Below are 20,800 nucleotides of genomic sequence, written 5' to 3'. Positions count from 1 at the left end.
GTATCACGAAATTCAACGGACCTACGTTGTTGCACAGCAGCGTAAAATTGCCGAAATCAAAGTTTCACCTGACGAAAGTATACGGTGTCCCGCGCGTGTTATCCGATTTAGGATGCGGCCCGCGCGGAGGCCTCGTCCCATCACGGATGTCGTGTCCGGATCACTGTTTGCGATTGAGGGCAGGGCATGAACGCTTCCACGACTGCGACCGCACGGGCCGGCCGGAAGAGGTCGAGGCCGGAGTCGGGGCAGCCCGACAAGTTCAATGCGATTCAGAAGGTTTGCGCGATCCTGCGCGTGCTGGCGCAGCGCTCGCCGCTGCGGCTGACCGACATCGCCGACACCACGTCGCTGAACAAGGCGACCGCGCTGCGCATCCTCAACTCGCTGATCGAGGAGGGCTTCGTCAGCCGGGTCGCCGGCGCCAAGACCTATGAGCTCGGCCAGGAGGCGCGGGTGATGGCGGTCGGGGCGCGGCGTTCGGTCGACATTGCCGAGCTGGCGCAGCCGAGCCTGTTGCGGCTGTCCGAGCGCTCCGCCGACACGGCGCTGCTGTCGGTTCGCTCCGGCGTCGAGGCGCTTTATCTGGCGCGCTCGGTCGGCAGCCATCCGCTGCAACCGAACTACCTGCAGATCGGCAGCCGCCGTCCGCTCGGCGTCGGTGCCGGCGCGCTCGCGCTCCTGGTCTGGCTGCCGGACGCCGAGATCGAGGCCGTGATCGAGGTGATCGTGCCGCGGCTGGCGAAGTCGCCGCGTATCACGCCAAAATTCCTGCGCGAGCGCATCGCGCAGGCGCGCAAGGTTGGTCACACGGTGCTGATCGACGCCGCGTTTCCCGGCATGGGCGGCGTCGGCGTTCCCGTCCGCGACGAAGCCGGCGAGGTGGTGGCCGCGCTCTCGATCGGTGCGGCCTCCGACCGCATTCGCCGTCGCGAGGCGGAGCTTGCCGACATGCTGAAGAAGGAAGCCCAGGTGCTGGCGCGCGCGATGGCCCAGGCGCCGAAGAACGGGCGGAGCGCGAAGACGGGGTAGCGCGAGCATTGGTGGGGGCGCCGGTCTTCGCTTCAGCTCGCTCGCTCACCCCAACCCTCTCCCCGCAAGAGCGGGGTGAGGGAGCAGAGAGCCGATGCCGTGACAGCGGGGGTGCTTCTACGCCCCTTCATCCAGCGCCACCAGTTCGCGCTTCCGGCGCAGCGACGGCAGCAGCGGCCCGACGAGCAGCACCACCGCGAGCGCAAGGCAGACCGCCGAGATCGGCCGCTCCACGAACGTCGTCAGGTCACCCTGCGACAGGATCAGCGACTTGCGCAGGTTGTTCTCCAGCATCGGTCCGAGCACGAAGGCGAGCACCAGCGGCGCCGGCTCGTAGCCGAGCTTGCGCATGAAATAGCCGATCACGCCGAAGGCGATCATCACGTAGACGTCGAACACGTTGTTGCTGGAGCAATAGACGCCGATGATCGTGAACAGGATGATCAGCGGGAACAGCACGTTGTAGGGCAACCTGAGCAACTGCACCCACATGCCGATCATCGGCAGGTTGAGCACGAGCAGCATCAGATTGCCGATATACATGCTGGCGACGATGCCCCAGAACAGGGTGGGGTTCTGCGAGATCAGGAGCGGTCCCGGCTGCAGGCCGTGGATCACGAAAGCGCCGAGCAGCAGCGCCATCACCACGTTCGGCGGAATGCCGAGCGTCATCAGCGGAATGAAGGCGCCGCCGGCCGCGGAGTTGTTGGCCGATTCCGGTCCCGCGACGCCCTCGATCGCGCCATGGCCGAAGCGCTCCGGATGCTTCGACAGCCGCTTCTCAAGCGCATAGGAGGCGAACGATGCCACTACCGCGCCGCCGCCCGGCAGGATGCCCAGGAAGAAGCCGAGCACGGTGCCGCGCGACACCGGCCCGGCGCTGGCCTTCCAGTCTTCCTTGCTCGGCAGCAACTGGCTGATCTTGGTCTTGATGATGTCGCGCTTGATCGCCTGCTCGGTGTTGAGCAGCACTTCGGCGACGCCGAACAGGCCCATCACGACCGGCACCAGCCCGATGCCGTCGATCAGCTCGAGGCGGCCGAAGGTCAGCCGCGGCTGCGCCGTGATGCCGTCGAGCCCGACCAGGCCGAGCACCACGCCGATGCAGGCCATCAGCAGCGCCTTGGCCATAGAGCCCTGGGTCAGGAAAGTGAGCACGACGAGGCCGAGCACCATCAGGCTGAAATACTCGGCCGGCCCGAACGCCACTGCGACGCTGGCGAGCGAGGGCGCTACCAGCATCAACGCGATCAGCGCGAAGGTACCGGCGATGAACGAGCCGAACGCGGAGATGCCGAGCGCCGGGCCGGCGCGGCCCTGCTTGGCCATCTGGTGGCCGTCAATGCAGGTGACGACCGAGGCGGCTTCGCCCGGGATGTTGACCAGGATCGAGGTGGTCGAGCCGCCATACATCGAGCCGTAGTAGATGCCGGCCATCATGATGATGCCGGACTCCGGCGTGCCGGACAGCGTGACCGGCAGCAACAGCGACATCGCCGAGATCGGGCCGATGCCAGGCAGCACGCCGACCAGCGTGCCGATGAAGACGCCGATGAAGCAGTAAATCAGGTTGACCGGCTGCAGCGCGACGCCGAGGCCGTGGGCGACATTGAGCAGAGTATCCATGGGCAGCCCTCAACCGATCTCGAACATGCCGCTCGGCAACTGGATCGCGAGCAGATGCTTCAGCACCCACCACATGCCGAGTGGAGCAAGGATCGCAATCGGGATCGCCAGCGACCAGCGCACCGGATCGATCAGGCGCAGCAGCAACAGCATCAGCGGGATCGCGGAGAGCAGGAAGCCGAGCGGCTCCAGCGCGAAGGCGAACGCGGTCAGGCAGACGATGACGACGACCGGCTTGCCCCAGCGCACGTGCTGCCAGCGCGAGGTGAAGGTCGCGCCGCCTTCGGTGATGGCCGCGACGATGATCGAGACCGCGAACGCGCACATCAGGATGCCGGTGTAGAACAGCACATAGCCGGAGCCGGGATCGTTGATGGTGCCGAGCTTCAGCTTCAGCCCCGACCAGATCACGAACCCGCCGAGCGCAAGCCCGATGAGGCCGCCCCAGAGCTCGGAGTTGTTGAGGCGGAATTTGACGTTGGTTTGGTCGTTCATTTGAAAGCACCTTTGGACCACCGTCACCCTGAGGCGGCGAAGCGCGGCGTAGCCCTCGAAGGGCGACGGTGCCCGGAGCTATCCTTCGAGGCGAGCCGCAAGTGCGGCTCGCACCTCAGGATGACGTCAGCGCGCGAGGTGGCCTTGAATCCGTTTCTCTACTTCTTCCCCAGCCCGAGCGTGTCGATCACCTTGCGCTCGGACTCGGTGACCTCGACCACGAACTTCTTGTAGTCCTCGGTGTTCTTGTAGTTCGGCACCATGTCGTATCTGGCGAGCGTTGCGATCACGGCGGGATCCTCGATCGCCTTCTTGAAGGCGTCGTGCAGCTTGGCCACGATCTTGGGATCCATGCCCTTCGGTCCGGCGATACCGAACGGCGAATCGTAGACCATCGAGTAGCCGAGCTCGTTCAGCGTGGGCACGGCGGGATAGTTCGGCGAGCGCGCGCCGGTCCACACCATCAACAGCCTGAGCTTGCCGGCATCGACCAGCGGCCGCCAGCCGGTGGAATCGGCCTGCAGCATGGTGTGCTGGCCGAGCACTGCCGCGTTGGTCTCGGCGCCGCCCTTGAACGGCACCTGCGTCAGCTTGATGCCGGCCTTGGCCGCGATCTGCTCCATGCCGACATGCAGCGACGTCCCCGTCCCCGGCGTCGCATAGGTCACCTTGCCGGGATTTTTCTTGGCGAAATCGACCACGTCCTGCCAGGTCTTGAACTGCGACTCCGCATTGGTGGTGACGCCGAAGGTGTAGCCGGTGAGATGGATGATGTAGGAGAAGTCCTTCGCCGGATCCCAGGACACTTCCTGCATCAGGGGCAGCCGGAACACGGTGATCGGGATCTGCGCGATGGTGTAGCCGTCGGGCTTGGCGGTCGCGGCCATCGTGGCCGGACCCACGGTGCCGCCGCCGCCCGCCTTGTTGTCGACCGCGATCGGCTGGCCCAGCACCTTCGAGGCGCTCTCGGCGATCGCGCGCATCGAGATGTCGGTCGAGCCGCCCGCCGGCCATGGCACGATCAGCGTGATCGGCTTGGTCGGATAATCCTGGGCGTGCACTGCGGCCGACACGAGCATGCCGGCGGCGGCGAGCAGGACCATCAAGCGATTGCGGTGGGACATCTCGATTTCTCCCTTGCGGCCGCGTTGCATTTCGCGGCCGGGTCTTAGCGTTGACTTCGATCGTCCTCGTCATGACAGGGACGTGAAACCGCATTGGACAGAACGGAGCACGCAACGGAAGTGCCAATGCCCCGCATGCGACAATTGGTCTGCCGCAACCTGCCGAGAGGCGGAATTCGCTCACCGCTGATCTGCCGAGACCGGCGACGTTTGGCGGCAGCCCCGCACGCTTGACTTGTCCGCGCCGATGCGCGTGCGCCGCGTTTGGTCAAGTGGATAATGATGGGAACCCAAGGGGTTCGGCGGCTTGCGACGTCGGCCCCTTCCGGTCATCATGCGCGCCCGCTCGCCGCCGGAACCCTGCTTGACAGATGACGCCATCGCCTGATGCCACCGACGACGCGGTGATCCGTGCATTTGCCGGCCTGCCAGCGCTGCTCGATCGGGCTCCGGCGCTGATCGCCCGCGGCCGGCTGCTCGATTGCGACTGCCGCCTTGGCCCGATGGATCATCCTTTCTACGCTGCGATCCGTGGCGGGCGCATCGTCGAGCTCACCCCGGCTCCCGTCCTGATGCGCGCCTGGCGCTTCTCCTATCGCGCGACGGCTCCCGCTTGGATGGCCTATTGGCAGGCCGAGCCGAAGCCCGGCTGGCACGACCTGCTGGCGCTGACCAAGCGCGGCGAGGCGGTGCTGGAAGGCGACCTGCATCCCTTCATGACGCATCTGCAGTATTTCAAGGACCTGCTCGCGCTACCGCGGGCCAAGGCCGAGGCGGCCGCATCATGAACGGCGATCTCGAGCCGATGGTCGGCCGCTACGTTCACGTCGAGATCGGCGGCGAGCTGCACCGCATCTATTTCGAGGAAAACGGCTCGGGCATTCCGCTCGTTTGCCTGCACACGGCAGGCTCCGACGCGCGGCAGTGGCGGCATCTGCTTGCTGACGCCGAGTTTGCCGAAAATTTCCGCATCATTGCCTTCGATATGCCCTGGCATGGCAAGTCGAATCCGCCGACAAGCTGGACCGGCGATGAATACCAGCTCACCACCGCTCGCTACACCGAGACCATCCGCGCCTTCTGCCGCGCGCTCAAGCTGGAAAAGCCGGTGGTGATGGGCTGCTCGATCGGCGGCCGCATCGTGCTCAACCTTGCGATCGAACATGCAGCCGAGTTCCGGGCGCTGATCGGATTGGAGGCCGCCGACTTCCAGGCGCCGTGGTACGACACGAGCTGGCTGAACCGTCCCGACGTCCATGGCGGCGAAGTTTGCGCCGCACTGGTGTCGGGCCTGATCGCCCCGCAGAGTCCTGATGCAGCGCGAATGGAGACGCTGTGGGCCTACAAGCAGGGCGGTCCCGGCGTGTTCAAGGGCGACCTGTACTTCTATCGGGTGGACGGCGACCTGCGGGGCCGGGTCGGGTCAATCGATACTAAAGTATGCAAGCTCTATCTGCTCACGGGCGAGTATGATTTCTCCTGCACGCCTGAGGACACCAGGCGGACGGCAGCGGCAATAGGGGGCGCCAACGTCACGATCATGGAGAAGCTCGGTCATTTCCCGATGAGCGAGAATCCCGACCAGTTTCGCCGCTATATCGCACCCGTCCTCGCCGAGATCCTCGCGCATTCATCGACCGTTTCCATGCAAGGAGTAAACGTATGACACGCAATTATCTGTTCGGCTTCGCGCTCGCCGCCGCGCTTTGCGCGGGCCAGGCGCAGGCCGAGGAACTGACCGGTACGCTGAAGAACATCAAGGAGACCGGCGCTATCACGCTCGGCTACCGCGATTCCTCGATTCCCTTCTCCTATCTCGACGACAACCAGAAGCCGATCGGCTACGCCATGGACATCTGCTACAAGATCGTCGATGCCGTGAAGAAAGAGCTGAAGCTCGACAAGCTCGAGGTCAAGCTCACCCCGGTGACTTCGGCCACGCGCATCCCGCTGATGGCCAACGGCACCGTCGATCTCGAATGCGGCTCGACCACCAACAATGCCGAGCGCCAGAAGCAGGTCTGGTTCACCAACACCCACTTCCTGACCGCGAGCCGCTACGTCACCAAGAAGGCAAGCAAGATCAATTCGATTGACGATCTGAAGGGCAAGACGGTGGTCTCGACCGCCGGTACCACCAACATCAAGCAGCTCACCGAAGCCAATGTCGAGCGCAAGCTCGGTGCCAATATCATCCCGGCCAAGGACCACGCCGAAGCGTTCCTGATGGTGGAGACCGACCGCGCGTCGGCGTTCGTGATGGACGACATCCTGCTGGCGAGCCTGGTCGCCGGCTCGAAGTCCCCGGACGACTATGTCATCTCCAAGGATGCGTTCTCGAAGCCGGAGCCCTACGGCATCATGTTGCGTAAGGACGACGTGCCCTTCAAGAAGGTCGTCGACGCCGCGACCGCGGCGCTCTACACCAGCGGCGAGGGCAAGAAGATCTACGATAAGTGGTTCACCCAGAAGATTCCGCCGAAGGGCCTGAACCTCAACGTGCCGATGGGGCCGGAGCTGGCGCACGAATTCGCCAAGCCGTCCGACTCGCCGGATCCAGCCTCGTACAAGTAAGCTGACGAAGAGGAGTCGCGTAAGCCTCGGGGCACAAGATCTGCTTTCGTTGCCTCTCCCGGCAAGCGGGGCGAGGCAACGAGAAAGAGATGCGCAAGTCCGGCCATTTTTGGAGGAGAATGGCCGGACATTTGCATAGACGTCATGCTCGAAGTTGACGTAATGCGTGATCGGCGCGATTGCGCGGGGACCCGTGAACTACAATTGGAACTGGCATATCTTCCTTGAGCCGAACCCGATGGGGACCGGCACCTATCTCGACCTGTTGCTGGCGGGATTGGTGGTCACCGTCGAGGTGTCGCTGCTCGCCTGGATCATCGCGCTGATCACCGGCTCCGTGATCGGCGTGATGCGTACGCTGCCGTCGAAGACGGCGTCGTGGATCGGCTTCGCCTATGTCGAATTCTTTCGCAACATGCCGCTGCTCGTGCAGCTCTTCCTGTGGTTCTTCGTGCTGCCGGAGCTGCTGCCGAGGTCAGCCGGGCTGTGGCTGAAGCAACTGCCCAACGCGCCGTTCTGGACCGCCGCGATCGGCGTCGGCCTGTTCATGTCGGCGCGCGTCGCCGTGCAGTTGCAGGCCGGCATCGCCTCGTTGCCGCGCGGACAGAGTCAGGCCGCGACCGCGCTCGGACTGACCACGGTGCAGACCTATCGCTACGTTCTGCTGCCGATGGCGTTCCGCATCGTGCTGCCGCCGCTGACCTCCGAATTCCTCAACACCATCAAGAACAGCGCGGTGGCTATCACCATCGGCCTCTTGGAGCTGACGGGCGAGGCGCGCTCGATGCAGGAGTTCTCCTTCCAGGTGTTCGAGGCGTTCACCGCGGCGACCGTGCTCTACCTGCTGCTCAATTTCGTCGTGGTGACCGCGATGCGCTTCCTCGAGCGCCGCGTGGCGATCCCTGGCTATATCGCGGGGAAATGACGATGATCGGCAGTTTCGATTTCGATGTCATCCGCCGCGCGCTGCCCTATCTGTTCTTCGAGGGCATGCGGTTCACGCTGACGCTCACCGCGCTCTCCGCCCTCGGTGGCCTGGTGTTCGGCACGCTGATCGCCCTGATGCGGCTGTCCGGCTACCGGCTGCTCGCGCGCATTGCCGGCATCTATGTCGATTTCATGCGCTCGCTGCCGCTGGTGCTCGTCATCTTCTGGTTCTACTTTCTGGTGCCCTATATCGGGCAGTGGCTGACCGGCGCGTCGCGGCCGATCTCGGTCGGCGCGTTCGCCTCTTCGCTGATCACCTTCGTCATGTTCGAGGCGGCGTATTTCTCCGAGATCATGCGCGCCGGCATCCAGTCGATCTCGAAGGGGCAGCCGGCCGCGGCCAGCGCGCTCGGCCTGACCTACGGCCAGACCATGCGCTACGTCGTGCTACCGCAGGCGTTCCGCAATATGCTGCCGGTGCTGCTGACACAGACGATCGTTCTGTTCCAGGACACCTCGCTGGTCTACGTGCTGTCGATCACGGATTTCCTCGGCGCCGCCAGCAAGGTCGCGCAGCGCGACGGTCGCCTGGTCGAGATGTATCTGTTTGCGGCGGTGGTCTACTTCGTCATTTCCTCTGTCGCGTCCATCGCCGTCCGCCGCCTGCAGGCGCGGATCGCTATCGTGCGGTAGTAGAAGATGCCAGCCAATATTCCGACAGCGGTGCTCTTCACCTCTCCCTCAGGGAGAGGTCGGATCGCGTCAGCGATCCGGGTGAAGGGTTTCGCTCCATCGATAGACCTTTACCCCTCACCCGGCGCTGCGCCAAAGTCGAAGCTTCGCTTCGGCATCCTTTCACACCACGGCCGCCGAAGGCGGCCTACGCCTCTCCCTACGGGAGAGGTGCCGCACCGCATTCGCTGCAACCGCTGAGCTGTCATGATCGAGATCAAGCACGTCAACAAATGGTACGGGCCGAGCTTCCAGGCGCTGAAGGATTGCACCACCAGCGTCGCCAAGGGCGAGGTGGTCGTGGTCTGCGGCCCGTCCGGTTCGGGCAAGTCGACCCTGATCAAATGCGTCAACGCGCTTGAGCCGATCCAGGGCGGCGAGATCATCCTCGACGGCGTCAAGGTCAACGACCCCAAGACTGATCTGCCCAAATTACGCTCGCGGGTCGGCATGGTGTTCCAGCATTTCGAGCTGTTCCCGCATCTGCGGATCATCGACAATCTCTGCCTTGCGCAGGAGAAGGTGTTGGGTCGCAAGCATGACGACGCGGTCGTCAAGGGCAAGAAGCTGCTGGACCGCGTCGGGCTGACGGAGCATGCGGCCAAGTATCCGGCTCAGCTTTCAGGTGGCCAGCAGCAGCGCGTCGCGATCGCCCGCGCGCTCGCGATGGACCCGATCGCCATGCTGTTCGACGAGCCGACCTCGGCGCTCGATCCCGAGATGATCAGCGAGGTGCTCGACGTGATGGTCGACCTCGCCCGCGACGGCATGACCATGATGGTGGTCACCCACGAGATGGGCTTTGCCAACAAGGTGGCCGACCGCGTGATCTTCATGGACCGCGGTGAGATCGTGGAAGATGCCAAGAAGACCGACTTCTTCGGCAAGCCGCGCAGCGACCGGGCGCAGAAATTCCTGTCGAAGATCTTGTCGCACTAGGGTTGAGGCGAGGCCCGCCTGTCGTCATTGCGAGCCAACGGGTCGCGCGAATGCGCGCCCGATGACAGGCTCGCGAAGCAATCCATCTGTCCACGGGCGTGGAGGGATGGATTGCTTCGTCGCTGTCGCTCCTCGCAATGACGAATGATCGGCTACGGGGTTTATCCGCGTTAACAATTTGCGTATACGAAGGCCTGAAAACCGCCCTTCGTCCGCAGGAGAACTCGCGTGGAAAAGATCGCTTACGTCAACGGCTCGTTCGTGCCGCATTCCGAGGCCAAGGTCTCGGTGTTCGACCGCGGATTCCTGTTCGCCGACGGCATCTACGAAGTGGCCGCGGTGCTCGAGGGCAAGCTGATCGACAATGCCTCGCACCTGGCGCGGCTGGAGCGTTCGGTCGGCGAGATCAAGCTCGCGCTGCCGGAGAGCCTGGCGCGGATCGAGGAAATCCAGAAGGAACTGGTGAAGCGCAACGACCTCGTCAACGGCATGGTCTATCTCGAGGTCACCCGCGGCGCCGACAAGGGCCGCGACTTCGCCTTCCCGAAGGCGGACGTCAAGCCGACCCTGATCATGTTCACGTCCGAGAAGGACATCATCAACGCGCCGTCGGCGAAGACCGGCATCAACGTCATCACGGTGCCCGACATCCGCTGGACGCGGCGCGACATCAAGAGCGTGGCGCTGCTGGCGCAGGTGCTGGCCAAGCAGGCCGCGGCCGAAGCCGGCGCCGGCGAGGCCTGGATGATCGAGGACGGCAAGGTCACCGAGGGCGGTTCGTCGTCGGCCTTCATCGTCACCAAGGACGACGTCATCGTGACGCGGCAGAACGGCAACGAGATTCTGCCGGGTTGCACGCGCAAGGCGGTGGTCAAGCTCGCCGAGGAGCGCCAGCTCCGCATCGAGGAGCGCGCCTTCACGATTGAGGAGGCACTTGCCGCCAAGGAGGCCTTCATCACCAGCGCGTCGGTGTTCGTGCAGGGCGTGGTCGCGATCGACGGCAAGAAGGTCGGCGGCGGCAAGGTCGGCCCGATGACCGACCGCCTGCGCGAGATTTACGTCGAGTTCGCCAAGGCGACGGCGGTTTGATCTGCCTCGCATTCTCGCGATGTCATCGCCCGGCTTGACCGGGCGATCCGGTATTCCAGAGACGCCGGTTATTGAATCGACAGGCCGCGGCGTACTGGATGCCCCGCATGAAGCGGGGCATGACAGCGGAATATACGGCGGACAATATCGCTGTCACGCCGCCTTCGCCTTGACCGGATGCACGGCACGGAAGCCGATCGCGATCCGGTTCCAGGCGTTGATCGCGCCGATCAGCGTGGTCAGGTTGACCAGCTCGGTGTCGGAGAACTGGGCGCGCACCGCCTCGTAGTCGGCGTCGGGGGCGTGCGTTTCCGCGATCAAAGTCAGTGCTTCGGTCCAGGCCAGCGCCGCGCGCTCGCGCTCGCTGTAGAGCGGCGACTCGCGCCAGGCGTTGAGCAGATAGAGCCGCTGCTCGGTCTCGCCATGCTTGCGCGCGTCCTCGGTGTGCATGTTGATGCAGTAAGCGCAGCCGTTGATCTGGGACGCGCGGGTCTTGACCAGCTCGATCAGCGATTGCTCGAGACCGCTTGCACTGATCTGGTTCTCTACCGCGACCAGCGCTTTGATGGTCTCCGGTGCGGCCTGGTAGAAGTTCATGCGGGGCTTCATGGTCGTCCTCCATTTCGGTTGGGGTTGATGTCTAGTGGGCTCCGCCGCCGGCAAGGTGTCCGGGTTTCTTCAGGAACAGTGCCGCGATCAGTGCGACGATCAGGGCGGCGCCGAGCAGATAGAAGGTGTCGCTGAAGGCGAGGATGAAGGACTGCTTCTGCACGATCTTGCCGATCGCTACGATCGCGCGGCTGGTGGCATCCGCCTGATTGGCGATGCCGTGGCTCATGAAGTACTGCGTGAGCTGCCCGATCCGCGTGCGGGTGGCCTGCTCGAACAGCGAGACCGACTCGGTCAGCACGTTGGAGTGAAACTGTTCGCGCTTGGTCAGCACGGTCTGCAACACCGCGATGCCGACGGCGCCGCCGAGATTGCGCATCATGTTGAACAGGCCCGAGGCGGAGCCGGCGTTCTCCGGCTCGATCCCTGCGGTCGCCACCGCCGATAACGGAGCCATCACCAGCGCCTGGCCGACCGCGCGAACGATGTTGGGCCAGAATAGCTGGTCGGTGGCGTAGTCGTTCGTCATATAAATGTTCATGAAGTTGGAGCCCGCGAACAGCGCGAAGCCGATCGTGATCAGGATGCGGGGGTCGAAGCGCTGCATCAGCCGCGGCACCAGCGGGATCAGCAGGAGCTGCGGCAACCCGGTCCACGCCAGCACCATGCCGATCTGCTCGGCGTTGTAGCCCTGGATGCGCGACAGATACTGCGGCAGGATGAAGACCGAGCCGTACAGCGCGATGCCGAGCAGGAAATTCGCGAGCATGCCGAAGCCGAAATTGCGGCGGATGAGCAGGCGCAGATTGAGCAGCGGCTTCTCGACGGTGAGCTCGATCACCAGGAAGGCGGTCAGCGCGATGGCTGCGATCACCGACAGGCGGACGATGAAGGGCGAGCCAAACCAGTCGTCCTTGTTGCCTTCCTCGAGCACGGTCTGCAACGCGGCAAGGCCGATCGCCATGGTGATGATGCCGGGCCAGTCGCCTTGACGGAGCAGCGACAGCTTCATCGGGCTCGCGTCGAGCGAGACATACAGCATGCCGATCATGATCGCGCCCGGCACCAGGTTGACATAGAAGATGTACTGCCAGCCCCAGTTCTCGGTCAGGTAACCGCCGATGGTCGGGCCGATCGCCGGCGCAAACGTCGCCGACAGCGCGAACAGCGCGAGCCCGATCGGCTGCTTCGCCTTCGGCAGCAGCGTGATGATCAGCGTAAACGCCATCGGGATCAGCACGCCGCCGGTGAAGCCCTGCACGGCGCGCAGCGCGATCATCTGCGGCAGATCCTGCGCCAGCGCGCACGCCGCCGAGAACACCAGGAACAGCAATGCATTGACGAGCAGATATCTGCGCACCGAGAACACCTGCGCGAGCCAGCCGCTGAGCGGGATCACGATGATCTCGGCGATCAAATAGGAGGTCGAGATCCAGCCGCCGTCATCGATGCCGGCGCCGATCGCGCCTTGCACATCGGCTAGCGAGGCGTTGACGATCTGGATGTTGAGCACCGCCATGAATGCGCCGAGGTTGGCGCCGACCACCGCGATCCACGTCCTGGCCGGGACCGCGTGAGCCGTGGGTGCTGCCTGCGGGCCATTGAGATCGGCGGCATTGGCTGCATTGAGTGTGGGCTGGAGCGCGGTCATCGGGGTCGTCCCTTGCTTGCGGGTGAAGCATGCATTAAGCCGCTTGTTTCGATAATCGAGGAAATGCTGGAAGCATTGTCCGGTTGAGATTGATAATTCGACGGTCGAGGCGCTCGTCGTCTCGCGTAAGGTGAGCACACCTTGCAGACTCCCTCCCCCGCAACGGGGAAGAGAGCCCGACCATCGGTGTTCGTGGCGCGAAGGGAAGGTGACTCAGCTTCGGCCTTAGCCGCCACCGTTGCCACGGCCCGTCGCAGCGTCCGCGGCAAGATGTTTGCGGGCTTCGCGTTCGGCGAGCACCGTCGCCTTGGTGTCGACGGTCGGGATCGCCGACATGCCGGGGCGCAGCAGGCCGGCGAGCTTGTTGTCGTCGAGCACGATCTTGACCGGCACACGCTGCACGATCTTGGTGAAGTTGCCGGTGGCGTTGTCGGGCGGCAGTAGTGCGAATTCCAATCCACTCGCCGGCGACAGGCTGTCGACATGGCCCTTCAGCGTCGTGTTGCGGAAGCTGTCGATGGTGAGTTCGACCGGTTGGCCGTTGCGCACATGGGTGAGCTGGGTCTCCTTGAAATTGGCGACCACGTAGACCGCATCGAGCGGCACCACCGCCATGAGCTGCGTGCCGGCCTGCACATACTGACCGACGCGCAGCGTGCGGGCGCCGACCGTGCCGTCGACCGGTGCCGTGATCTCAGTGTATGACAGGTTCAATTCGGCCTGCTGCTCGACCGCGCGGGCATGGTCGACCTGTGCCGTGGCCTGGGCGCGCTGCGTGGACAACACGTCGACCTTGCGCTCGGCAGCCGCGAGGGCGGACTTCGCGCCCTGCAACTGCGCGGTGCTGGAGCGTAGCGCCGCGTCGGTCTGTTGCGCGCGCTGCACCGTGCCGGAGCCCGTCTTCATCAGGTCGTCGTAGCGGGCGCGCTCTTCCTGGGCGAATTTCAGATTGGCTTCGGCGGCGGTGACGTCGGCCTTGCCCTGCTCGATCACCGGTTGCTGCAAGGCAAGTTGCGCATCGATGTTGCGCACCGACGCTTCGGCCGCAGCAACGTCGGCCTTGGCCTGGTTGAGCGCGGCGCGGTAATCGCGGTCGTCGATCCGGGCCAGCAACTGCCCGGCCTTCACCGGCTGGTTGTCGGTGACCAGCACCTGCGCGATGTAGCCCGACACTTTCGGCGCGATGATCGTGGAGTCCGCTTTCACATAGGCGTCGTCGGTCGATTCGAGGTAGCGGCCGGTCGTGATGTAGTCGTAGCCAAAATCGACGGCGACGGCGACGCCGAGCGCCGCCGCCAGCGCGAGCGCTGCGCGCTTGATCGCCCGCCGCGATGGGCGGAGGCTGGTTTTTGTTGTTTCTTCAGTTACATAGGTCGCGGTCGACATGGCATCCTCCGGATCGATCCCGGCGTCCTCAGGCCGAGGGCGCCGGGATCAGGCCCTTAGATGCAATGTTCTCCCCGCTGTGATAATCCCGATAAAACTGGAAGCATTATCAAGCCAGCGCGAACAATCCGGGCCTTGCCAGATGGACCGCCTGACCAGTCTGACCGCCTTTGTCCGGGTCGTGGATTCTGGCGGCTTTTCCGCGGCCGGCCGCAAGCTCAACATGTCCACGACCATGGTGAGCAATCACATCCAGTCGCTGGAGGACCGGCTCGGCGCGCGGCTGCTCAACCGCACCACGCGCAAGGTCAGCCTGACCGAGGTGGGCCAAGCCTACTACGACCGCTGTGTCCAGATTCTCGCCGACATCGAGCAGGCCGACGACATCGCGGGCGCGCTGCAATCGGTGCCGCGCGGCACGCTGCGCATCTACACCAACACCCACATCGTGCAGTTCCTGTCGCCCGCAGTCGCCGAATTCCTCGCGACTTACCCCGAGGTCAAGGTCGACCTCGCGATCGGCGAGCGCAACGTCGACCTGATCGACGAGAACTACGATCTCGCGGTGCGCATGATCCCGCCGCCCGATTCCAGCCTGATCGTGCGCAGCATCGCCACCTGGCGCCACGTGCTGTGCTGCTCGCACGGCTATATCGAGCAGCACGGCAAGCCCGAGCAACTCGCTGATCTGGCGGCGCGCAACTGCATCCGCCACGCCAATTATCCCTATGGCGACGACTGGCACTTCGTCGACCGCAAGGGCACGCCGGCATCGGTGCGGGTCTCCGGCAATCTCGTCGCCAACAGCGGCGAGACGCTGAAGCTCGCCGCGCTGGCCGGCGTCGGGGTCTTCCTCGCCGCGGGCTTCCTGGTTCGCGACGAGCTCGAATCGGGACAGCTCGTTCGTCTGCTGCCGGAATACCGGCCGGTCGAGTTCACGATGAACGCGGTCTATCCGCATCGCCATCATCTGTCGGCGAAGGTGCGGACCTTCATCGATCTCCTCGTGCACCACGCCACCGAGCAGCAGAAGCTGATCAATCCATATTCGTGACGCCGATTCACGATGGTGCGCGTGGCGTCATGGCCGAGTAGCTGCCATGCGCGAGATGACGATCACATCTTTTTGCATCGCCTCACTGGAACGCTGATTCTAGACGGCAACAAACGAATTCCTGAACCGTTGACTCCAGGATATCGACGGAACCGTCGAACGTGACTTGCGCCTTGGTTGTAAGAGTTGAGTGATGTGGATCTTGTTGCTGCTGCCGTTCGCGGGCCTGCTTTGGGTGCCGTTCTACAATTTCACCGAACCGTCGCTGTTCGGCTTCCCCTTCTTCTATTGGTATCAGTTCGCCTGGGTCCCGATCACCTCGCTGCTGATCTGGCTGGTCTATCGCAGCCGCACGCCTGACGAGACGCGGTGAGGGGATCGCGATGACCGATCAGATCGCGTGGGTGGCCCTGGCCATCTTCATCTTCTTCTTCGTGCTCGTCACCGTGATGGGATTTGTCGCCGCGCGCTGGAAATCGGGCCCGGTCAGTGCGCATCTCGACGAGTGGGGGCTTGGCGGCCGCCAGTTCGGCACCTGGATCACCTGGTTCCTGGTCGGCGGCGATTTCTACACCGCCTACACCGTCATCGCGGTGCCCGCGCTGGTCTACGCGGTCGGGGCCTACGGCTTCTTCGCGCTGCCCTACACCATCATCGTGTATCCCTTCGTCTTCGCCGTGATGCCGGTATTGTGGAAGAAGGCGCATGCCGGCGGCCACGTCACGGCCGCCGATGTCGTCCATGCCGCCTATGGCTCGCGCGGCCTCGAGCTCGCGGTGGCGCTGACCGGAATGGTCGCGACCATGCCCTATATCGCGCTGCAACTGATCGGCATGGAGGTCGTGATCAAGGCGATGGGGCTCTCCGGCGAGCTGCCGATCATTGCCGCTTTCGTGATCCTCGCGCTCTACACCTATAGCTCTGGCCTGCGCGCGCCCGCGCTGATCGCCTTCGTCAAGGACATCATGATCTACATCGTGGTGCTGACGGCCGTGATCGTGGTGCCGGCGAAGCTCGGCGGCTATGGCGCGGTGTTCTCGGCCGCCAACGACGCCTTCGCGGCGAAGGGCGGCACCACCGGGCTGACGCTGAAGCCGGGGCAGTATCTGCCGTATGCGACGCTGGCACTGGGATCGGCGCTCGCCGCCTTCATGTATCCGCACACGCTGACCGGCGTGTTCGCCTCGAAGTCGGCCAACACCATCCGCAAGAACGCGATTCTGCTGCCGGCCTACACGCTGCTGCTCGGCCTGATCGCGCTGCTCGGCTACATGGCCTACGCCGCCAACATCAAGGTGGCGTCGCCGAACGACGTGGTGCCGATGTTGTTCAAGGTGCTGTTTCCGGAATGGTTCGCCGGCTTCGCCTTCTCCGCGATCGCGATCGGCGCGCTGGTGCCGGCGGCGGTGATGAGCATCGGCGCCGCCAACCTGTTCACCCGCAATGTCTGGAAGTCCTACATCAATCCGCGCATTTCCGACGCCGGCGAGGCAGCGGTCGCCAAGATCACCTCGCTGGTGGTGAAGATCGGCGCGCTCGCCTTCATCCTGTTCCTGCCGACGCAATACGCGCTCGACCTGCAACTGCTCGGCGGCCTCTGGATCGTGCAGACACTGCCGGCTCTGGTGTTCGGCCTGTTCACCACCTGGTTCCGCGGCGTGGCGCTGCTGCTCGGCTGGGCAGTCGGCATCGGCTGGGGCACGTGGACGGCATGGCACAACGGACTGAAGCCGCTCGCCAGCATCTCGCTCGGGGATGCCAGCTACTCCTTCTATGTCGGCCTCGGCGCGTTGCTGCTCAACGTCGTCGTGGCAGTGCTCGCAACCATCGTGATCGGCTGGCTGTCACCCGCCAACCGCGGCGCGCTGGTCGAGTCCTGAACCGCCGTCATGATGCGCCCGGTCTGAGGCGAGCCGCGCGGTCAGCCGCGCGACCTCCGCCTTGGTCCTGGCGATGGCAGCGTCCTTCACCGGGCCATAGCCTCTGATCTCGAGCGGCGCCTTTGCCAGCGCGACGAGTTCGGGCAAGTGCATCACGTCGAGCTTGCCGAGCATGGTGTCGATCAGCGTCTCGTACCAGGTGATCAGCGCACGCTCGGCGCGGCGCTCCGCGGTGTAGCCGAACACGTCGAACGCTGTGCCGCGCAGTCCCTTGAGCTTTGCCAGCAATCGCAGCGGCGTCTGGATCCATTGGCCGAACGCGCGCTTGCGCGGCCGGCCCCGCGCATCGCGCCGCGCCGGCAGCAAGGGCGGCGCGAGATGATATCGCACCGTGAAGTCGCCATCGAATTCGCGGCCGATCTCATCGAGGAAGCCCGTCTGCATATGCAGCCGCGCCACCTCATACTCATCCTTGTAGGCCATCAGTTTGAAGAGAGCGCGGGCGACGGCCTCGGTGAGAGGGAGGTCCTGCTTGATTGACTCAGCCTCGCCACGGGCTTGCTGCACCTCTTCCGCTTGCGGGGGAGGTCGCATCGCATCGAGAGATGCGATGCGGGTGGGGGCTTTCTCCACGACGGGACTCGTGGAGATACCCCCACCCCAGCCCTCCCCCGCAAGCGGGAGAAGGTGCGTAGTGCCGTCGTGGTTGGCGATTGCCTCAAAACTCTGTGAGACGCCCAGCGCCGCCTCGGCGCGGCGGACGCGGTCGACGGTCGCGCGGTAGCGTGCGGCGTAGGCCTCGTCCTGATAGCTCACGAGAAAATCGGCACGCCGTGCGATGACTTGGTCGAGCGTCTCGGGCGCGTCGCCCGTGGTGTTCTCAGCCTTCGGCAGAAACTCCGGATCGGCGAAGGCGATGCGGCCCCAGGCCAACGCCATCTTGTTGCGCTCCACGGTGACGCCGTTGAGCTCGATCGCACGCGTCAGCGCCGCCAGCGACACCGGCACCAGCCCCTGCTGCCAGGCAAAGCCCAGCATCATGATGTTGGCATAGACGCTGTCCCCGAGCAGCCGCTCGGCCAGCGCATTCGCGTCGAGCGTGGAGAGATTGCCGGAGCCGATCGCCCGCCCGATGGCGCGCAGCCGCGCCGGCGAGGCGAGGTCGGCATCACGAAAACGGACTACATCGCCGGTCGGCATCTCCGCAATGTTGACGGCGGCGCGCATGCCCTTGCGATAGGTGCCGGAGGCCTTGGCCGACGAGCTCACCACGAGATCGCAGCCAATCAACGCATCCGCCGCGCCCTGGTCGATGCGGACCTGATGCAGCGCGTCCGGCGTCGCCGCGAGCCTGAGATAACTCAACACGGGGCCGAACTTCTGCGCGAATCCGGTGAAGTCGAGCACCGAGACGCCGCGTCCTTCGAGATGCGCGGCTATTGCGACGAGGGCACCGACCGTGATGACGCCGGTGCCGCCGACGCCGGTGACAAGGAGGTCGTAGGGCCGCTCCAGAGCCACAAGCTCCGGCGCGGGCAGCGCGGCCGCGCGCGGCAGCGGATCGATCGTGCTTGCGCTCCGCGTCCGCCGCTTGCCGCCCTCGATGGTGACGAAGCTCGGGCAGAAGCCGTTGAGGCAGGAGAAATCCTTGTTGCAGCTCGAGAGATTGATCTTGCGCTTGCGGCCGAACGGCGTCTCTTTCGGCTCGACGCTGAGACAGTTCGATTCCACCGAGCAGTCGCCGCAGCCTTCGCAAACGAGGTCGTTGATGTAGGCAAAGCGCTGGGGATCGGCGATCTGGCCGCGCTTGCGTCGCCGACGCTTCTCGGTGGCGCAGGCCTGCTGGTAGATCAGCACGGTGACGCCGGGAATTGCGCGCAGCTCGCGTTGCACGGCGTCCAGCTCATCGCGGGAATGGATGGTGACGCCGGCGGGCAGATCGGCCGGTGAGACATGCGCGGGCTCGTCGGACACCAGCGCGATCCGCGATACGCCCTCGGCGCGGACACTGTGGGCGATGGCCTGCACGCTGACCGGGCCGTCGACCGGCTGGCCGCCGGTCATCGCCACCGCATCGTTGAACAGGATCTTGTAGGTGATGTTGGCTTTCGCCGCGATCGCCTGCCGGATCGCCATCGAGCCGGAGTGATAGTAGGTGCCTTCGCCGAGATTCTGGAAAACATGCCGGTTACCGGTGAATTTCGACGCCGCCGCCCAGTTGACGCCTTCGCCGCCCATCTGAATCAGCGAGGAAGTCTCGCGGTCCATCCAGCTCGCCATGAAGTGGCAGCCGATCCCGGCCAGCGCCTTGGAGCCTTCCGGCACCTTTGTCGAGGTGTTGTGCGGGCAGCCCGAGCAGAAATACGGCGTGCGTGTCGCGCCTGATACAGTGATGAGGCGATCCTGCTCGGGCGTCAGCGCGGCAAGGCGGCGGGCGAGCTGCAACTCCGGAAACTTCGGATCGAGCCGCCGTGCCAGCACGCCGGCCAGCATGCGCGGCGACAATTCGCCGGTCCAGGAGATCAGTCGGGCCCCGGTTTCGTCGTGTTTGCCGACCATCCGCTCCGGCTTGGCGCCGGGATAATCGTAGAAATATTCCTTGAACTGGCTTTCGATGATGCCGCGCTTCTCCTCGACCACGAGGATCTCGCGCTTGCCCTTCACGAACTCCATCGCGTCGTGCAGCGCCAGCGGCCACACCATGCCGACCTTGTAGATGTCGATGCCGATGCGGCGGCAACTGGCTTCATCGAGGCCGACCAGCCGCAGCGCCTCCATCAGGTCGAGATGCGCCTTGCCTGTGGTGACGATGCCGTAGGTCGCGCCCTTGATGTCGTAGATGTGGCGGTCGATCGGATTGGCCTTGGCGAAGGCATAGACCGCGTGCTTCTTTGCCTCCAGTCGCTCCTCGATCTGCGGCCCCGGCAGATCCGGCCAGCGATAGTGCAGGCCGCCCGGCGGCGACACGAACTTCGGCGGCGTAAAGACGCGCGGCGGCCGCAGCTCGACGGAAGCGCCGGACTCCACGATCTCAGAGATCGCCTTGAAGCCGACCCACATCCCGGAGAAGCGGCTGAGCGCGTAGCCGTATTCGCCGAAGGCGAGATACTCGCCGACATCGGCTGGATGCAGTGTCGGCATGAACCAGCTCATGAAGGCGACGTCGGACTGGTGCGGCATCGACGACGACACGCAGCCATGGTCGTCGCCGGCGACGACGAGCACGCCGCCATGTGGCGACGAGCCGTAGGCATTGCCGTGCTTCAGCGCATCTCCTGAACGATCGACGCCGGGCCCTTTGCCGTACCAGAGCCCGAACACGCCATCGACCTCGCGGTCTGCCTGCGTCTCCACCTGCTGCGAGCCGAGCACGGCGGTCGCGGCGAGATCCTCGTTGACCGCGGGCAGGAATTCGATGCGGTTGTCCTTCAACTGCTGTGTGATCTTCCAGAGCTCGAGATCGATGCCGCCGAGCGGCGAGCCGCGATAGCCGGAAATGAAGCCTGCTGTATTCAAGCCGGCGTCGCGATCGCGCCGTGCCTGGTCGAGCGCGATGCGAACGATCGCCTGCGTGCCGGTGAGGAAGACGCGGCCCTGCTGGCGGGTGTAGCGGTCGGAGAGCTGATAGGCGTCAAGCTGCGGCATCTGGCCCATGACTGACCCCTTGGGAATCGCGATGTGA

Annotated in this window: 18 protein-coding genes; 11 read left to right on the top strand and 7 right to left on the bottom strand. The window is 64.6% G+C overall.

Going from position 1 to position 20,800, the window contains the following annotated elements; translation table 11 throughout:
• Positions 1-186 precede the first annotated feature (186 nt).
• Positions 187-1,032 carry an IclR family transcriptional regulator gene (locus tag P6U25_RS30930; RefSeq protein ID WP_407148530.1) on the top strand — a complete coding sequence of 282 codons (846 nt, stop codon included), beginning with the start codon at positions 187-189 and terminating at the stop codon, positions 1,030-1,032.
• Between the two features lie 117 nt (positions 1,033-1,149).
• On the opposite strand, the gene P6U25_RS30925 is transcribed toward P6U25_RS30930, so the two are convergent.
• The 3 genes from P6U25_RS30925 to P6U25_RS30915 form a co-directional block, all read right to left on the bottom strand.
• The gene (locus P6U25_RS30925) at positions 1,150-2,658 is read right to left on the bottom strand and encodes a tripartite tricarboxylate transporter permease (protein ID WP_407148529.1); all 1,509 of its coding nucleotides are present in this window, start codon (positions 2,656-2,658) and stop codon (positions 1,150-1,152) included.
• Positions 2,659-2,667: 9 nt separating this feature from the next.
• Positions 2,668-3,153: a tripartite tricarboxylate transporter TctB family protein gene (locus tag P6U25_RS30920; RefSeq protein ID WP_407148528.1), complete on the bottom strand. Its 486-nt coding sequence runs from the start codon at positions 3,151-3,153 to the stop codon at positions 2,668-2,670.
• A gap of 158 nt (positions 3,154-3,311) precedes the next feature.
• Positions 3,312-4,277, bottom strand: a complete 966-nt coding sequence (locus P6U25_RS30915; RefSeq protein WP_407148527.1) for a Bug family tripartite tricarboxylate transporter substrate binding protein — start codon at positions 4,275-4,277, stop codon at positions 3,312-3,314.
• Positions 4,278-4,648: 371 nt separating this feature from the next.
• Here P6U25_RS30915 and P6U25_RS30910 point away from each other — a divergent pair, with 371 nt between their 5' ends.
• The 7 genes from P6U25_RS30910 to P6U25_RS30880 all read left to right on the top strand — a co-directional run bounded on the left by P6U25_RS30910 (position 4,649) and on the right by P6U25_RS30880 (position 10,538).
• Positions 4,649-5,065 carry a hypothetical protein gene (locus tag P6U25_RS30910; RefSeq protein WP_407148526.1) on the top strand — a complete coding sequence of 139 codons (417 nt, stop codon included), beginning with the start codon at positions 4,649-4,651 and terminating at the stop codon, positions 5,063-5,065.
• A complete protein-coding gene (locus P6U25_RS30905; RefSeq protein ID WP_407148525.1) occupies positions 5,062-5,943 on the top strand; it encodes an alpha/beta fold hydrolase in 882 nt (293 codons plus the stop codon). Before P6U25_RS30910 ends, P6U25_RS30905 begins: the two co-directional genes overlap by 4 nt.
• Positions 5,940-6,851: an amino acid ABC transporter substrate-binding protein gene (locus tag P6U25_RS30900; protein WP_407148524.1), complete on the top strand. Its 912-nt coding sequence runs from the start codon at positions 5,940-5,942 to the stop codon at positions 6,849-6,851. The genes P6U25_RS30905 and P6U25_RS30900 overlap by 4 nt, the downstream gene beginning before the upstream one ends.
• Before the next feature lie 193 nt (positions 6,852-7,044).
• Positions 7,045-7,776 carry an amino acid ABC transporter permease gene (locus tag P6U25_RS30895; RefSeq protein WP_407152662.1) on the top strand — a complete coding sequence of 244 codons (732 nt, stop codon included), beginning with the start codon at positions 7,045-7,047 and terminating at the stop codon, positions 7,774-7,776.
• A gap of 2 nt (positions 7,777-7,778) precedes the next feature.
• Positions 7,779-8,471, top strand: coding sequence for an amino acid ABC transporter permease (locus tag P6U25_RS30890; protein ID WP_407148523.1), 693 nt, complete (start codon positions 7,779-7,781; stop codon positions 8,469-8,471).
• 246 nt (positions 8,472-8,717) lie between these two features.
• On the top strand, positions 8,718-9,449 hold the full coding sequence (locus P6U25_RS30885) for an amino acid ABC transporter ATP-binding protein (protein ID WP_407148522.1): 732 nt from the start codon (positions 8,718-8,720) through the stop codon (positions 9,447-9,449).
• Between the two features lie 228 nt (positions 9,450-9,677).
• Positions 9,678-10,538 carry a D-amino-acid transaminase gene (locus P6U25_RS30880; protein ID WP_407148521.1) on the top strand — a complete coding sequence of 287 codons (861 nt, stop codon included), beginning with the start codon at positions 9,678-9,680 and terminating at the stop codon, positions 10,536-10,538.
• Positions 10,539-10,691: 153 nt separating this feature from the next.
• Here the strand turns inward: P6U25_RS30880 and P6U25_RS30875 are convergent, their stop codons facing one another.
• From P6U25_RS30875 to P6U25_RS30865, 3 genes are all read right to left on the bottom strand, one after another.
• Positions 10,692-11,147: a carboxymuconolactone decarboxylase family protein gene (locus P6U25_RS30875; RefSeq protein ID WP_407148520.1), complete on the bottom strand. Its 456-nt coding sequence runs from the start codon at positions 11,145-11,147 to the stop codon at positions 10,692-10,694.
• A gap of 31 nt (positions 11,148-11,178) precedes the next feature.
• Positions 11,179-12,798 (bottom strand): MDR family MFS transporter, encoded by a 1,620-nt coding sequence (locus P6U25_RS30870; protein ID WP_407148519.1) that lies wholly within the window; start codon positions 12,796-12,798, stop codon positions 11,179-11,181.
• A gap of 225 nt (positions 12,799-13,023) precedes the next feature.
• The gene (locus P6U25_RS30865) at positions 13,024-14,184 is read right to left on the bottom strand and encodes an HlyD family secretion protein (RefSeq protein WP_407148518.1); all 1,161 of its coding nucleotides are present in this window, start codon (positions 14,182-14,184) and stop codon (positions 13,024-13,026) included.
• 142 nt (positions 14,185-14,326) lie between these two features.
• Here P6U25_RS30865 and P6U25_RS30860 point away from each other — a divergent pair, with 142 nt between their 5' ends.
• From P6U25_RS30860 to mctP, 3 genes are all read left to right on the top strand, one after another.
• Entirely contained in the window at positions 14,327-15,238 is a 912-nt protein-coding gene (locus P6U25_RS30860; protein ID WP_407148517.1) for a LysR family transcriptional regulator, read from the top strand.
• A gap of 193 nt (positions 15,239-15,431) precedes the next feature.
• Positions 15,432-15,611, top strand: a complete 180-nt coding sequence (locus P6U25_RS30855) for a DUF3311 domain-containing protein (RefSeq protein WP_407148516.1) — start codon at positions 15,432-15,434, stop codon at positions 15,609-15,611.
• Positions 15,612-15,621: 10 nt separating this feature from the next.
• A complete protein-coding gene (gene mctP / locus P6U25_RS30850) occupies positions 15,622-17,118 on the top strand; it encodes a monocarboxylate uptake permease MctP (RefSeq protein WP_407148515.1) in 1,497 nt (498 codons plus the stop codon).
• Here the strand turns inward: mctP and P6U25_RS30845 are convergent.
• Complete coding sequence (locus P6U25_RS30845; RefSeq protein WP_407148514.1) at positions 17,083-20,772, bottom strand: indolepyruvate ferredoxin oxidoreductase family protein; 3,690 nt, start codon at positions 20,770-20,772, stop codon at positions 17,083-17,085. The two genes, mctP and P6U25_RS30845, sit on opposite strands and share 36 nt — an antisense overlap.
• Positions 20,773-20,800: the final 28 nt, after the last annotated feature.

The organism is Bradyrhizobium sp. ORS 86 (assembly GCF_045571475.1).
Classification (GTDB): Bacteria; Pseudomonadota; Alphaproteobacteria; order Rhizobiales; family Xanthobacteraceae; genus Bradyrhizobium.
The sequence above is the reverse complement of the archived record's forward strand: the minus strand, read 5'-3'. Positions and strand labels throughout refer to the sequence as shown.